At 69.1% G+C, this 13,572-nt stretch carries 13 protein-coding genes, 1 pseudogene and 1 riboswitch; of the genes and pseudogenes, 10 read left to right on the forward strand and 4 right to left on the reverse strand.

Going from position 1 to position 13,572, the window contains the following annotated elements:
• Positions 1 to 107: 107 nt before the first annotated feature.
• The 3 genes and pseudogenes from ACIBG8_RS13100 to ACIBG8_RS13110 form a co-directional block, all read left to right on the forward strand.
• Positions 108 to 1,046: a Gfo/Idh/MocA family protein gene (locus ACIBG8_RS13100; RefSeq protein ID WP_397342902.1), complete on the forward strand. Its 939-nt coding sequence runs from the start codon at positions 108 to 110 to the stop codon at positions 1,044 to 1,046.
• A 117-nt stretch (positions 1,047 to 1,163) separates the two neighbouring features.
• Positions 1,164 to 1,301: riboswitch (cyclic di-AMP (ydaO/yuaA leader) on the forward strand.
• A gap of 12 nt (positions 1,302 to 1,313) precedes the next feature.
• Positions 1,314 to 2,000, forward strand: a complete 687-nt coding sequence (locus tag ACIBG8_RS13105; protein WP_397342903.1) for a CHAP domain-containing protein — start codon at positions 1,314 to 1,316, stop codon at positions 1,998 to 2,000.
• A 261-nt stretch (positions 2,001 to 2,261) separates the two neighbouring features.
• Positions 2,262 to 2,573: pseudogene (locus ACIBG8_RS13110) on the forward strand (DUF6185 family protein); the annotation flags it as partial.
• Positions 2,574 to 2,648: 75 nt separating this feature from the next.
• On the opposite strand, the gene ACIBG8_RS13115 reads toward ACIBG8_RS13110, so the two are convergent.
• From ACIBG8_RS13115 to ACIBG8_RS13125, 3 genes are read right to left on the reverse strand one after another with little or no spacing between them, the layout of a single operon-like run.
• Entirely contained in the window at positions 2,649 to 3,059 is a 411-nt protein-coding gene (locus ACIBG8_RS13115) for a hypothetical protein (RefSeq protein WP_397342904.1), read from the reverse strand.
• Between the two features lie 50 nt (positions 3,060 to 3,109).
• Complete coding sequence (locus ACIBG8_RS13120) at positions 3,110 to 3,313, reverse strand: RNA 2'-phosphotransferase (protein WP_397342905.1); 204 nt, start codon at positions 3,311 to 3,313, stop codon at positions 3,110 to 3,112.
• Positions 3,289 to 3,639: an RNA 2'-phosphotransferase gene (locus tag ACIBG8_RS13125; protein WP_397342907.1), complete on the reverse strand. Its 351-nt coding sequence runs from the start codon at positions 3,637 to 3,639 to the stop codon at positions 3,289 to 3,291. The genes ACIBG8_RS13120 and ACIBG8_RS13125 overlap by 25 nt, the downstream gene beginning before the upstream one ends.
• 243 nt (positions 3,640 to 3,882) lie before the next feature.
• Here ACIBG8_RS13125 and ACIBG8_RS13130 point away from each other — a divergent pair, with 243 nt between their 5' ends.
• The 7 genes from ACIBG8_RS13130 to ACIBG8_RS13160 all read left to right on the forward strand — a co-directional run bounded on the left by ACIBG8_RS13130 (position 3,883) and on the right by ACIBG8_RS13160 (position 11,296).
• Positions 3,883 to 5,220, forward strand: a complete 1,338-nt coding sequence (locus tag ACIBG8_RS13130; protein ID WP_397342908.1) for an extracellular solute-binding protein — start codon at positions 3,883 to 3,885, stop codon at positions 5,218 to 5,220.
• Between the two features lie 68 nt (positions 5,221 to 5,288).
• Positions 5,289 to 6,254: a carbohydrate ABC transporter permease gene (locus ACIBG8_RS13135; RefSeq protein ID WP_397342909.1), complete on the forward strand. Its 966-nt coding sequence runs from the start codon at positions 5,289 to 5,291 to the stop codon at positions 6,252 to 6,254.
• A complete protein-coding gene (locus tag ACIBG8_RS13140; RefSeq protein ID WP_397342910.1) occupies positions 6,251 to 7,081 on the forward strand; it encodes a carbohydrate ABC transporter permease in 831 nt (276 codons plus the stop codon). The genes ACIBG8_RS13135 and ACIBG8_RS13140 overlap by 4 nt, the downstream gene beginning before the upstream one ends.
• Positions 7,078 to 8,454, forward strand: coding sequence for a GH1 family beta-glucosidase (locus ACIBG8_RS13145; RefSeq protein WP_397342911.1), 1,377 nt, complete (start codon positions 7,078 to 7,080; stop codon positions 8,452 to 8,454). Before ACIBG8_RS13140 ends, ACIBG8_RS13145 begins: the two co-directional genes overlap by 4 nt.
• Complete coding sequence (locus ACIBG8_RS13150) at positions 8,435 to 9,433, forward strand: LacI family DNA-binding transcriptional regulator (protein ID WP_397342912.1); 999 nt, start codon at positions 8,435 to 8,437, stop codon at positions 9,431 to 9,433. The genes ACIBG8_RS13145 and ACIBG8_RS13150 overlap by 20 nt, the downstream gene beginning before the upstream one ends.
• Before the next feature lie 20 nt (positions 9,434 to 9,453).
• Positions 9,454 to 10,314, forward strand: coding sequence for an aldose 1-epimerase family protein (locus tag ACIBG8_RS13155; protein ID WP_397342913.1), 861 nt, complete (start codon positions 9,454 to 9,456; stop codon positions 10,312 to 10,314).
• 7 nt (positions 10,315 to 10,321) lie between these two features.
• Positions 10,322 to 11,296, forward strand: coding sequence for a phosphotransferase family protein (locus ACIBG8_RS13160; RefSeq protein ID WP_397342914.1), 975 nt, complete (start codon positions 10,322 to 10,324; stop codon positions 11,294 to 11,296).
• 1 nt (position 11,297) lies between these two features.
• Here ACIBG8_RS13160 and ACIBG8_RS13165 read toward each other — a convergent pair whose 3' ends face one another.
• Positions 11,298 to 13,541, reverse strand: coding sequence for a M64 family metallopeptidase (locus ACIBG8_RS13165; RefSeq protein ID WP_397342915.1), 2,244 nt, complete (start codon positions 13,539 to 13,541; stop codon positions 11,298 to 11,300).
• Positions 13,542 to 13,572: the final 31 nt, after the last annotated feature.

Below are 13,572 nucleotides of genomic sequence, written 5' to 3' on the forward strand. Positions count from 1 at the left end.
GGAGGGGCTTCTTGGGGATTCGTGGGGGTTTGGGTGGGGGGTTGGTGGTCTTTGTGGGGTTCGCTCTAAGGTGGGGTTCTCTTTACTGATCGGGAGGACCGGGTGTGATGGAACTGGCGTGGGGCATCGCGGCGACCGGCGGCATCGCGCGCACCGTCGGTGAGGTGATCGCCGCTGAACCCACCATGCGGGTCGCGGCCGTAGGGTCGCGCGACCAGGCCAGGGCCGCGGACCTCGCCGCGCACCTCGGCGCCGAGCACGCGCACGGCTCCTACAAAGCCCTCTGCGAAGACCCGTCGGTAGACGCCGTCTACATCGCCACCCCCCACGCCCAGCACCTCGAGGTCGCCGAGCACGCCATCGCCAACGGCAAAGCCGTCCTCTGCGAGAAATCCCTCACCGCCAGCGTCGCCGAAGCCGAGCGCATGGTCCAGCTGGCCCGGGAGAACAAGGTGTTCCTCATGGAAGCCATGTGGACCCGCTTCAACTCCCAGATCCAGCACATCACGAAGCTCGCCCAGGACGGCAGGCTGGGCGACATCCGGCTGGTCCAGGCGTCGTTCGGCTTCGCGCAGCCGTACGACCCGGAACACCGTCTCTGGAACCCGGCCACCGGCGGCGGCGCCCTGTTCGACCTGGGGATCTACCCGTTCGCCCTGGCCCAGCTCTTCCTCGGCCAGCCGGAAAAAGTCCACGTGGCCGGTTCGCTGGCGCCCTCGGGTGTGGACGCCGAGGCGGGGGTGCTGATGGAGTTCCAGGGCGGCGCGCGGGCTCTGCTGGACACCTCGCTGGTCAGCCCGCACGCCAACAGCGCCACCATCGTCGGCACCCTCGCCCGCGTCGACATCGACGCCCCCTTCTGGGCTCCCACCAGATTCACCATCGGCGACGAGGAGTTCACCGGCCCCTCGGACGGCTACGCCAACGAGGTGCGCGAAGTGCGCGACGCGCTGCGCGAGGGACGCACGGAGAGCGCGGTCATGCCGCTCGACGACACCCTCACGATGATGCGGCTTCTGGAGGACGCGAGGAACCGCCTCCTCTGACCTGGTCATTTGCGGATTTGTAATCTCCTTGCCCGATGTATTACCTTCAAGGCACTCGAGGTATACGTCCGGGCTACCCGTTCGTTGCCAAACCATCGCACAAGACATTCACAGGCTCGCCTGTGACCGCTGAGTCCGCCGTGAGGCGGAGCCGGGGACCCACGTCCTTTGGGGTGAATCGGCACTTCGGTGCCATAGGGCAGCTTCCACGCCCGAACCCGTCAGCTAACTCGGTAAGCGGCATGGAAGCAAGGAGTTCCCCTCTCGATGGCCAAGCACCGTCGCACGCGCACCCCGAAGCTCAACTACTCGCACGCAATCCTGGGCATGAGCGTGTTCAGCGCCGCCTTCGGCGTCCACACCTCGGCCACTGCCGAGACCGCACCGAAGCCCCTCCCAGAGCTCCCCCACATCGCCGCACTGCAGGCCCCCAAGGCGCAGGCGCCCGTCGAGGCCAAGCCCTCGGTCACCAAGGTCCTCTCGCTGGCGAAGGCGCAGATCGGCACCAAGGAAGACGCCAAGGGCGGCGGCACCAAGTTCCAGAAGTGGTACGTGAACTCCCAGCGCGCCGCCGAGACCGTCAAGCGGGACGGCGGCAGCAGGCAGGACTACCTCAACGCCGCCTGGTGCGCGATGTTCGTGTCCTGGGTCGGCGAGGAGACCGGCGCGCGCAAGACCGTCGGCTGGGACGCGTACACCGTGACGCACGCCAAGTGGTTCAAGGCCAACAAGCGCTGGGGCACCGCCGCCAAGCCGGGCTCCGTGGTGTTCTTCTCCTGGAGCGGCAGCAAGAGCCTCGACGCCATCCAGCACGTCGGCTTCGTGGAGAAGGACAACGGCAACGGCACGATCACCACGATCGAGGGCAACACCGGCAACGGCCAGGTCGAGGAGCGCGTGCGTCCCAAGTCCCAGGTCGTCGGCTACGGCTACCCCGAGTACGGCAACGCCTGACCGTCACGGTTTGAAGTAGTTTTCCCACCCCCTCCGACGCCCAGGGTCGCCGAAGCGACCATGGACGCATGCTTCGACGAGTGCGCGGCCGGGCCGAGGCCCGGCCGCGTCCCTCCCGATCCCTCCGATCCTCCGCCCTGAGCGCGTTGTGGGTGTTGTGCGCGCTCTCGATGGCGGGGCTCGTCCTGGCGTTCACGGCCCTCTCGCGGACGGCCGTGGACGCGCCCACCGTCCGACGCCGGCGGGCCGCTCTTCTGGCTCGTCCCCGGGTTCCTGCTCGGCCTGCTGTGGCGGTACCTGCCCGGCCGCGCCGGTGTGATCAAGGTGCTGCCGATCGCCCTGAGCTACGTGGTCAGCGCCCTGGGCCACCTGCTGGTCTCCCAACTGCTCGGCCAGGACCCTCGTGTGGGGAGTGCTGTCGCTCACGGCGATCGTCATCGACGTCAAGACGCTGCGCCTGCTGGAGGTCGAACCGACGAGCGTCAGATACGACCTCGCCACCCCTCTACGGGCTCGGCGGCTGGCCGGCGCGGCTCGTCGGCCTGCTCCCCCAGCTCACGGCGGTCGCGCTGATGGTCTACGTCATCGTGCAGCCCGACGCGGGCCTCGTGCAGAGCGACCCCCTGCAGGTGTTCAGGCGCGGCTGACTCAGCCGTAGATCCTGGTGGTCGCGCAGCTGTCCCCCGTGGCCCCGCCCGTCGAGCAGACCTCCACGTCGATGAAGGCGACGTCCCTCAACTGCGCGTTCAGCGGTACGTCGATCCGCGGCCGAGGCTGCTGGAGCCTCGTCCTGCAAGGGTGCTTGACCCAGTCCTTGAGGGCGAATCCCGCCTTCATCTGCCTGGTCACGGCAGTGGTGCCGCAGTGGCCGAAGTCCAGCCAGCCGTACCCCTTCACCGCGTAGGCGGGGTGGGCGACGGGCAGGCCGTTGGGGCCCTGGGAGAAGGTGACGGTTCGCTCGATCACGCCGTCCATGCTCAGGTGCCCGTCGGGTGTGGTGACGGGGCCCCATGAGCTGATCGGGGTGAGAGCCAGGGCGAGTGCCAGCTGGATGTACATGCCGCCCATCGTCGGACGATCACCGGCGGATCACCTGAGCAGGGGGGTACTCACAAAAACCGCGGCGGGACGTGGGCGGTGAGCCACACGCCGTTGGCGCTCACCCGGAACTCGTGCCCCTCTCTGTGCATCGCGCCGGACGCGACGACGAGCACCACCGGCTTGCCCCGCCTGGCCCCCACCCGCTCCGCGGTCTCCCTGTCCGCCGACAGGTGGACGTATTGCCGGCTCATCGGCAGCAACCCCGACGACATGATCGCGGCGACGCTGCGCCCGACGGTCCCGTGGTAGAGGAACTCGGGTGGTACGGCAGGCTCCAGCCCGAGGTCCACCGAGACGAGTGCCCCTGGCTCGCCCTGATGCGGGTCCCCTCGATCACGTACCTGCGCTTGTCGTTCTCCGCCACCACCTGTTCGAGCTCGTCGCGCGTCACGGCGAAGCCGTGCGCGCCCGCCGCCCGCACCAGGTCGTCGATCTCCACCCACCCGTGCTGGTCGAGCGAGATGCCGATCTCCTCCGGCGCGTGCCTGAGGTGTCTGGCCAGGTATTTGGACACCCGGACCATCCGCTGGGAGTTCATCGGGACATCCTCCCAGACGCGTGGTCTGTGGGGCTATCGATATGGGAGCGCTCCCAAATGACCGTTTGCGCCGTATATACGACTTCAAACTGGGAGAACGCTCTCTCGGTAACGGTTGCGTTTCAGGCAGTTGACGGCTGAGCACACGGATGGCCACTCTGTTTGGGAGCGCTCCCAAAATTCCCGAAAACCCCCGCGGCCTGCCGCGGCCACCTCCCAGCTCCCCACGAGAGGGGTCTCCCCATGACTATCAGCATGCGCCGCGGCGCGCTGAGCGCGGCGGTCCTGGCCACCGCCCTGACGATCACGTCCTGTGGCTCGGGCGGCACCCCCGCCCCGTCGACCGGACAGAGCGCCGCAGCCTCCGCCCCCGAGCCGGTCACCATCACGGTCAACACCTTCGGCGGCGGCACCAACTTCGGCTACAAGGAGCCGATCGAGAAGTGGAACGCCTCCCACACCGACATCAAGATCAAGGAGGCGCACCTCTCCGACCAGTTCGAGCAGCAGTACTGGCCGCAGATGATCCAGTACCTGCAGTCCGGCAACGGCGCCGGTGACGTGATCGGCATCGACGAGGGCGGCATGGGCCTGGCCAAGGCGCACCCCGAGTGGTGGGCCGACCTCGGCGAGCAGGGCCTGACCTCCCGCCAGGGCGACTTCCCCGCCTGGAAGTGGGAGAACGGCGTCGCCGCCGACGGCAAGCTGTTCGGCCTCGGCACCGACATCGGCGGCATGAGCCTCTGCTACCGCAAGGACCTGTTCAAGAAGGCCGGCCTGCCCACCGAGCGCGACAAGGTCAGCGCCCTGTGGCCGACGTGGGACGACTTCCTCAAGGTCGGCCAGCAGTTCCAGGCCAAGGCCAAGGGCAGCAAGTTCACCGACGGCACCAACACGCTCTACAACGTGGTCCTCGTCCAGGAGGCGGCCAAGAACGGCAACGTCACCTACTTCGACAAGGACAACAACCTCATCGTCGACAAGAACCCGGCGGTGAAGAACGCGTTCGACTTCGCGCAGAAGCTGACGACCCAGGGACTGACCGCCAAGCTGCGCAACTTCACCGACGAGTGGTCGGCCGGCATGCAGAAGGACACCTTCGCCACGCTCGGCTGCCCGTCGTGGATGCTCGGCGTCGTGTCCGGCAACGCCGGTGACGCGAACAAGGGCAAGTGGGACGTCGCGGCGGTGCCCGGCGGCGGCGGCAACTGGGGCGGCTCGTGGGTCGCGGTGCCGAAGCAGACCAAGCACCCGAAGGAGGCCGCGATGGTCGCCGACTACCTGACCAGCGCGGAGACCGAAGCCTCGATCTTCACCACGGCCGGGAACATGCCGAGCAACAGCAAGGCGCAGGCCGACCCGGCGGTGCAGGGCGCCAAGAACCCCTACTTCGACGACGCCCCGATCGGCGAGATCTTCGCCAAGTCGGCCGCCTCGCTGCAGCCGGTGTTCCTGGGCGTGAAGCACGCGCAGGTCAAGAACGCCATCGAGTCGGTGGTGCAGGGCATGGACGACGGCAGCGTGAGCCTCGACAAGGCCTGGCAGCAGCTCATCGACGACGCCGTCAAGGCCGCGGGCTAGTCCACCTTCTTCCTGTACGGCGGCGCGAGGTCAGGCCCGCCGTACAGGAAGCCTGCGAAAGGCGTGTCATGAGTGTTCATCTCGACCCAGGGACTCCCCTGCGTGCGACGCCGCCCCGGCGGCGGCGCGGGCGCCGGGCCCCGGGCCGACCCTGGCGGTCCACGTTCGACCTCCGAGCGATGCCGTACCTCCTGGTCTCTCCCTATTTCTTGCTCTTCGCCGCCTTCGGGCTCTTCCCGCTGGCGTTCACCCTCTGGTACTCCCTCTACGACTACGACCTCGCCGGCACCACCGAGTGGGCGGGCCTGGGCAACTACGCCGCCCTGCTGACCGACGAGGACTTCTGGAACGCCGTCGTCAACACCCTCGGCATGTTCGTCCTCGCCACCGTCCCGCAGATCGTGCTGGCGCTCCTGCTGGCCAACGCGCTGAACAAGAAGCTCAGGGGCCGCCTGCTCATCCGGATGGGCGTCCTGCTGCCGCTGGTCACCTCCGTGGTCGCGGTCGCCGTGGTGTTCACCCAGCTCTACGGCCGCGACTGGGGCCTGGTCAACTGGGTGCTCGGCTGGTTCGGCGCCGATCCGGTGAGCTGGCGGGTGGAACGCGTGCCGTCCTGGATCGCGATCGCCACCATGGTCGACTGGCGGTGGACCGGCTACAACGCGATCATCTTCCTGGCCGGCATGCAGACGATCCCGAAGGACCTCTACGAGGCGGCGGCGATCGACGGGGCGTCCAGGCGCAGGCAGTTCTGGCAGATCACGCTGCCGATGCTGCGCCCGACGATGATCTTCGTGGTGCTCAACTCCACGATCGGCGGCCTGACGCTGTTCGCCGAGCCGACCACCTTCTACAGCGGGAACGTCGACGGCGGCTCGCAGGGCCAGTTCCAGACGGTGGCCATGTTCATCGTCAAGCAGGGCTTCAGGGAGTTCGACTACGGCTACGCGGCGGCGGCCGCCTGGCTGCTGTTCCTGCTCATCCTCATCGGGGCGGGCGTCAACTTCCTCATCATCAGGAGGACCACCCGATGAGACACTGGAACGCCACCCTGATGACCAGGGTGATGCTGACGCTCACGCTCGTCGTGTCGGCCTTCCCGCTCTACTGGATGATCGTCATCGCCTCGCGCACCAACGCGGACGCGGTGGCCGTGCCACCGCCGTTCCTGCCCGGCGGCAACCTGGGCGACAACATCGTCAAGGTGCTGCAGAACGAGGACGCGCACTTCCTCGACGGCCTGATCAACTCCGCCATCGTGGCGTCCACGGTGACGGTCTCGGTGGTGCTGATCTCGACGCTGGCCGGGTTCGCCTTCGCCCGCCTCACCTTCAAGGGCAGGCGCTTCCTGCTGGTCGCGATCCTGCTGACGATGATGGTGCCGCTGCAGCAGATGGGCGTGGTGCCGCTCTACCGGCTCATGGTCAACCTGGAGTGGACCGGCACCCTCAAGGCGGTCATCCTGCCCTACCTGCTCAACGGCTTCGGCGTCTTCCTGATGACGCAGTACACGGCGCAGGCCGTGCCGCACGAGCTGGTCGAGGCGTCGCGGGTGGACGGCGCGAGCACGCTGCGGATCTGGTGGAACATCATCCTTCCAGCGGTACGGCCGGGCATGGCCGTCCTGGGGATCAACACGTTCATGCTGCTGTGGAACGACTTCATGTGGCCGCTGATCGTGCTGACGCCGGACAACCCGACCGTGCAGATCGCCATCACCTCGCTCAACCAGCGGTTCTCCACCAACTACACGTTGATCTTCGCGGGCACGGCGCTGTCCATCATCCCGCTCATCCTCGTGTTCATCGCGTTCGGCCGCCAGATCGTGGGCGGCATCATGGAAGGTGCGGTCAAGGCGTGAAATTTCCGGAAGGTTTTGTCTTCGGGGCGGCAACCTCCGCGTACCAGATCGAGGGTGCGACCAGCACGGACGGCCGGGGCCCGTCGATCTGGGACCGCTTCGTCCGCCAGCCGGGTCGGGTGCTCGGCGGCGACCACGCCGACGTGACGATCGACCACTACAACCGGTACCAGGAAGACGTCAAGATCATGGCGGAGCTGGGGCTGACCGCCTACCGCTTCTCCATCTCCTGGCCGCGCGTGCAGCCCGACGGCCGTGGCGCGATCAACACCAAGGGCCTGGACTTCTACAAGCGGCTGCTCGACGAGCTGCTCGGCCAGGGCATCGACCCCTGGGTGACCCTCTACCACTGGGACCTGCCCCAGGCGCTGGAGGACGCCGGTGGCTGGCCGAACCGCGACACGGCCTACCGCTTCGCCGACTACGCGGCAGCCGTACACGAGGGCCTGGGTGACCGGGTGCGCACCTGGAGCACCGTCAACGAGCCCTGGTGCGCCGCCTTCCTCGGCTACGCCTCCGGCGAGCACGCGCCGGGCAGGCGCGAGCCGGCCAACGCGATGCGGGCGGCCCACCACCTCAACCTCGCGCACGGCCTGGCCACCCGGGCGATCAGGAACCCGGCCATCCGGGTCGGCGGCTCGGTGAACCTCTACGGGGTCAGCCCGGAGACGGACTCGCCCGAGGACCTGGACGCGGCCAGGCGCATCGACGGCCTGCAGAACAGGTTCTTCCTGGACGCGCTCCTCAAGGGCGAGTACCCGCGGGACGTGCTGGAGGACGTCGGGCACATCCCGGTGGAAGACGGCGACATGGAGATCATCTCCACGCCGATCGACCTGCTGCTCGTCAACTACTACAGCCGCTTCACCGTCTCAGGGAAGCCTGGCGGTGCCGCGTCGGCCGCGGCGGCGCCGACGGACACCGCCTCGCCCTGGGTCGGCAGCGAGCACGTGTCGTTCGTGAACGGCGGACGCCCGGTCACCGCGATGGGCTGGGAGATCGACGACGAGGGCCTCACCGAGATCCTGGTCAGGGTGGCGCGGGAGTATCCGGGCGTCCCGCTGGTCATCTCGGAGAACGGCTCCGCCTTCGACGACGTGGAGGTGGACGGTGAGGTGCACGACCCCAGCAGGACCGCCTACCTGAAGGCCCACCTGGAGGCGAGCGCCGACGCCATCGCGCAGGGCGTCCCCCTGGAGGGCTATTTCGCCTGGTCGCTGATGGACAACTTCGAGTGGGCGTGGGGGTACGGTAAGCGTTTCGGGCTCGTCTACGTCGACTACCCGACCCAGCGCAGGATCCCCAAGGACAGCGCGCACTGGTACGCCCGATTGATCCGGCACAATAGGCCCCATGAACCGACCGACCCTTGAAGCGGTCGCCGCTCTGGCCGGCGTGGGCCGTGGCACGGTTTCGAGGGTCATCAACGGCTCGCCCAACGTGAGCACGAAGGCCAGAGACGCGGTGCAGCAGGCGATCGCCGAGCTCGGCTACGTGCCCAACAGAGCGGCGCGCACGCTGGTGACCAGGCGGACCGACACGGTGGCCCTGGTGGTGTCCGAGTCCGAGCTGCGCGTCTTCGACGAGCCGTACTTCGCGGGAACGATCCGCGGCATCGGCTCGGCGCTGGCGGAGACGGGGCTGCAGCTCATCCTGGCGATGGCGCAGTCGCCCGAGGAGCACGAGCGGCTGGAGCACTACCTGACCGGCCAGCACGTCGACGGCGTGCTCATGCTGTCGCTGCACGGCGCAGACCCGCTGCCGGGCAGGCTGGAGGCGATGGGCGTGCCGACCGTGCTGGGCGGCAGGCCCGTCGGGCTCGACCCGTTCAGCTACGTCGACATGGACAACAGGGCAGGCGCGCGGCAGGCGGTGAAATACCTGCTCGGCAAGGGCAGGCGGGGCATCGCCACCATCGCCGGCCCGCAGGACATGGGCGTGGGCGTCGACCGGCTCGCCGGGTACCGCGACGCCCTGCTCGCCTCCGGTCTGCCCGAGCTGGTGGCCTACGGCGACTTCTCCGAGGAGAGCGGCGCCTCGGCGATGCGCGAGCTGCTGGAGGCGCATCCCGACCTCGACGCGGTGTTCGCGGCGTCCGACCTGATGGCGGTCGGCGCGATGCGGACGCTGCGTGACAAGGGCAGGTCGATCCCGGGTGACGTGGCCGTCGTGGGGTTCGAGGACTCCAAGGTGGCGCTGCACACCAACCCGCCGCTGACGACGGTGCACCAGCCGACAGAGGCGATGGGCAGGCAGATGGCGCAGTTGCTCGTCGCGCGCATCAACGGTGAGGAGCTGAGACAGCCCGTGGTGATCCTTGACACCTACCTGGTGCCGAGGGAGTCCGCTTGACCAGCGGATACACTTCCCAGGTGAACGTTTGCCCCCCTCTTGAAGCAGGCGGATACACCGCCGAGGTCAGCCCGCGCGGCGCGGCGCTGCGCCTTCTCAGGCACGGCTCCCGCGACCTGGTCACCACCTGGGAGGACAGCGGGGGGCCGATCCCCTACTACGCGGGCGCGATCCTCGCGCCGTGGCCCAACCGGGTGGGCGGGGCGCGCTACACCTTCGGCGGCGTGCCGTACGAGCTGGAGGTCACCGAGCCCGAGCGCGGCCACGCCCTGCACGGGCTGGTGTCGGCCGCCGAGTGGCGGGTCGTGGAGCACCTGGCCGTCGAGGACGACCACGCCTTCGTACGGCTGGCGCACACGGTCGCCCCGGCCCCGGGGTACCCGTTCACGCTGGAGCTGCAGGTCAAGCACCACCTCGACGCGAGCGGGCTGACGACCACGGTCACCGCGCGCAACACCGGGCAGGAGGCCGCGCCGTACGGCGTCGGCCCGCACCCGTGGCTGCTGCCGGACGCGGACGAGCTGGAGATCCCGGCGTCCCAGGTGCTGCTGGCCGACGCGGCGATGTTGCCTGCCGAGCTGGTGGACGTCGCGGGCACGCCGTACGACTTCAGGAAGCCCAGGGCGGTCGGGCGGACCGCGATCGACCACGCCTTCACCGGGCTGAGCGCCGGGGAGGCGAGCGCGGGCGGCGTGCGGGTGTCGTGGGACCCGGCCGTGCTGCCGTGGGTGCAGGTCTGCGTGGGCGAGCAGGTCGGCTACCACGGGCTGGCGATCGAGCCGATGACCTGCCCGCCTGACGCGTTCAACTCGGGCACCGACCTGGTCGTGTTGCAGCCGGGCGACGAACACGCGGCGAGCTGGACGATCAGCGTGGTTTGATCCCCTGGTGGAAAGTCTGACGAAACGCCGCTTATCGCCCGCAGAACTCGACGGGCTCGCGCACCGGGCCCTGGGTTCAGGAGTGACGCGCTCGACCGAGCTCACCGACGGGTTCGCCAACGCCGTGTGGCTGCTGACCCTCGACGACGGCAGGGACGTCGTGCTCAAGCTGTCGCCGCCGCCCGAGCTCGAACAGCTCAGTTACGAGCGCAACCTGCTGCGCATGGAGGCGGCGGCCTGCGCGCTGGCCGCCGAGGCCGGGGTGCCGGTGGCCTCGGTGTTGCACGCGGGGTTCGACGACCCGGTGCTGGGCGGCGACTACCTGGTCCTGTCGGTGCTCGACGGCACCCCGTGGAACCAGATCGTGCTGGGCGAGGCGCAGCACGCGGCGGTGCGCCACGAGCTGGGCGCGCACCTGGCCAGGCTCAACTCGGTGACCGGCGACACCTTCGGCTACCCGCACGCGGGCATCACGGGCGCTTCGTGGCGCGAGGCCTACCTGGCCATGGTGGGAGCGCTCCTAGCCGACACCGAACGCTATCCGACCGAGCTGCCACTGCCCGCCGGTGAGCTGCTGGCCAGGCTGACGGCGGTGTCCGGCGCGCTGGACGAAGTGACGACGCCGCGGCTGGTGCACTTCGACGCGTGGCCGGGCAACGTGTTCCTCGACCTGACCGGCGAGCCGCGGATCCAGGCGATCATCGACCACGAGCGGGCGTTCTGGGGCGATCCGCTCGCCGACCTCATCACGCCGACGTTGTTCGTCCCGCTGCTCGAGGAGGACCCGCTGCTCGTCGGGTACCGGTCGGTCACCCCGGTCGAGCTGAGCGGGGACGCGCTGGTCAGGCTCGACCTCTATCGGGCCTACCTCTACCTGATCCTGCTGGTGGAGAACGGGCCGCGGCAGTATCCCGAGAAGGACTACGCCCCCATCAGGGACCTGACCGCGGCCTGTCTCACCGAGGTGCTGGACCGCCTGTGAGCTAGTGACCGTGCTCGTCGGAGCCGTGCTCGGGCTCGGTGGAGCCGGTCACCGCCTCGTACTCACCACCCGTCTCCGCGGCGAGCGCCTTGCTCTGTACGGCTCCGCGGCAGGCCGACGCGCCGGTGACGGTGTTGGGCGCGCCCAGGTCGTCGACCTGGCCGCCCGAGCAGACCAGCGCGCCCTTGACGGTGGTGCCCGCCAGGATGCCGCTCCCGATCACGGCAGCGCCGTTGAGCTTGGCGCCGACCACGGTCAGTGTGGTGGCCGAGAGCGAGACCGAGCCGTTGACCGTGGCGTTGAGCAGGTGGATCTCGGCGGCCTTCGACGCGGTGAGCGCGCCGGAGACCGTACCGCCGTCGACCACCAGCGAACCGCCCGCCTTGACGGTCACCGGTCCTGAGACCGTGGCGTCCCGCAGGCAGGTGACGCCCGAGGTGACGGTCAACGGGCCGCGGCGGACGCCGGTGATCGTCTCGGTGCAGGGCGGCGGCGGGGCGATCGTGGTCAGGGTGAAGCTCTTCGCCCGGCCGTAGTTGCCGGTGGCGTCGATCGAGCGGTACTCGACGGTGTGCCTGCCCCGGGGGAGCTTGCCGTACACGAGGCTGTCGATCGTGGTGCCGGTCTCGGTGAAATGCCACGGCAGCGCGGAGGAGGTGGGCCAGCCGAAGTAGTTGAACCAGCCGTCGCCGTCCACCCGAGACTCGGACACGACGTAGCCCGCGCGGTCGTCGGCGCCGGTCAGGCGCATGTCGACGGGGCCGTTGAAGATGTAGGTGTCCTCAGCGGGCTTGAGCAGCGGCTTCGACAGCTCGTAGGCGGTGGTGGGCTTCTGCGCGTCGACCGTCCAGGCCAGGGTCTGGCTGCCCGTGGTGGCGGTGAGCGCGGTGCCCGATCCGGCCTTGGAAAGGTCCAGGTCGGGGCCGGTGCCGACGGGCCTGCCGTCGAGCTTCCAGGTGACGTCGGCCCGGCGGTTCGTCTCGACGTAGACGACGTCGTTCGCGCCGACGGGCCGGTCGGTCGGGGTGGAGGCGGTGAACGCCGGGGCCGAGGTGTCCGGCGGGGTGGTGATGGTGGTGTCGACCGTCCAGGTGCGGGTCTTGGTGATGGCCGCGCGTACGGCGGGGCTCCGGACGAAGTCCGTCGGGTCGGTCACCGTGGCCCTGACCGTGTGGGCGCCCGGGGTCAAGCCCAGGGTGCGCAGGTCGAGGCTGTCTACGTCGCCGGGCAGGTCCTCGCCGTCGACGTTCCACGTGGTGGTCAGCGAGTGGCTGACCGGGTGCATCGGCTGCACCCAGAGCACCCGGTCGGCGCCGACCGGCGCGGACGTGGGCGCGGAGTCCTGGATCACGTCGGTCTTGGCGGTGATGCGCTGGACCATGACCTCGCGGCTGACCTGGTCGAAGTAGTAGCCGAGGGTCTTCATGATGGAGTGCTTGCTCGGCCGCCACACCCCGGTGGTGGCGTACATGCCGCCCTCGAAGCGGGCGATCGGGCCGCCTGACTCGCTGGGCTCGCCGAGCCAGCGGAACCACTTCTTCTGCTGCTGCCGCATCTGGTCCTCGGTGAGCAGCGTGTGGTGCGCGCTCGACGGCTCAGGACCGGTGTACGGGCCGCCGGGGACGCCGCGCTGGTAGTAGTCGTACTCGTCCTGCAGCCCGCCCAGGGAGTGGCCGAGCTCGTGCGGGCTGATCAGCGCCGACATGGCGTTGCTTCCCGAGGCGGTGGCGTAGGAGCCGCCCGCGCCGCCGTACGTCTTACTGTTGGCCAGGGCCAGGATCTGCCTGTTGCCCGACGAGGTGCCGGTGACGAGGTTGGCGAACCGGTTGGCGGCGGCGTTGTCCATGGTGATGAGGCGCTGGACGCTGCCAGGGTTGCACTGGCCCCAGAAGCCCATCTTCAGCGGGGTGTTCCTGCGCGGCGCGTCGAGGCCGGGGTCGCAGCTGACGCCGGACTCGCCGGAGACGACGTCCACCCGGTAGACGTTGATGTAGGTGCGGTAGGACTTGAACGGCTCGATCGACCACATGACGTTGAGGTGGCGGTCCACGTCGGCGGCGAAGGCCGACTGCTCGGCCTCGGTGTAACCGTCGCCCATGATGATCAGGTTGAACCGCTTGGCCGGGCTGCCGGTCACCTGGACCGGGGTCACGGTCGCCGTGCCCGGCTCCGCGGCCTGGGCTGGAGTCGCTTGCAGCAGCGCCGCCGCTAACAGCAGGGGCGCGAAAAGGCGCATGGGGGGCATGTGTGCACTATCCGCGCGAAGTTGCTCCCAT

This window comes from Nonomuraea sp. NPDC050556 (assembly GCF_044457355.1).
In the GTDB taxonomy this organism is placed as follows: Bacteria; Actinomycetota; Actinomycetes; order Streptosporangiales; family Streptosporangiaceae; genus Nonomuraea.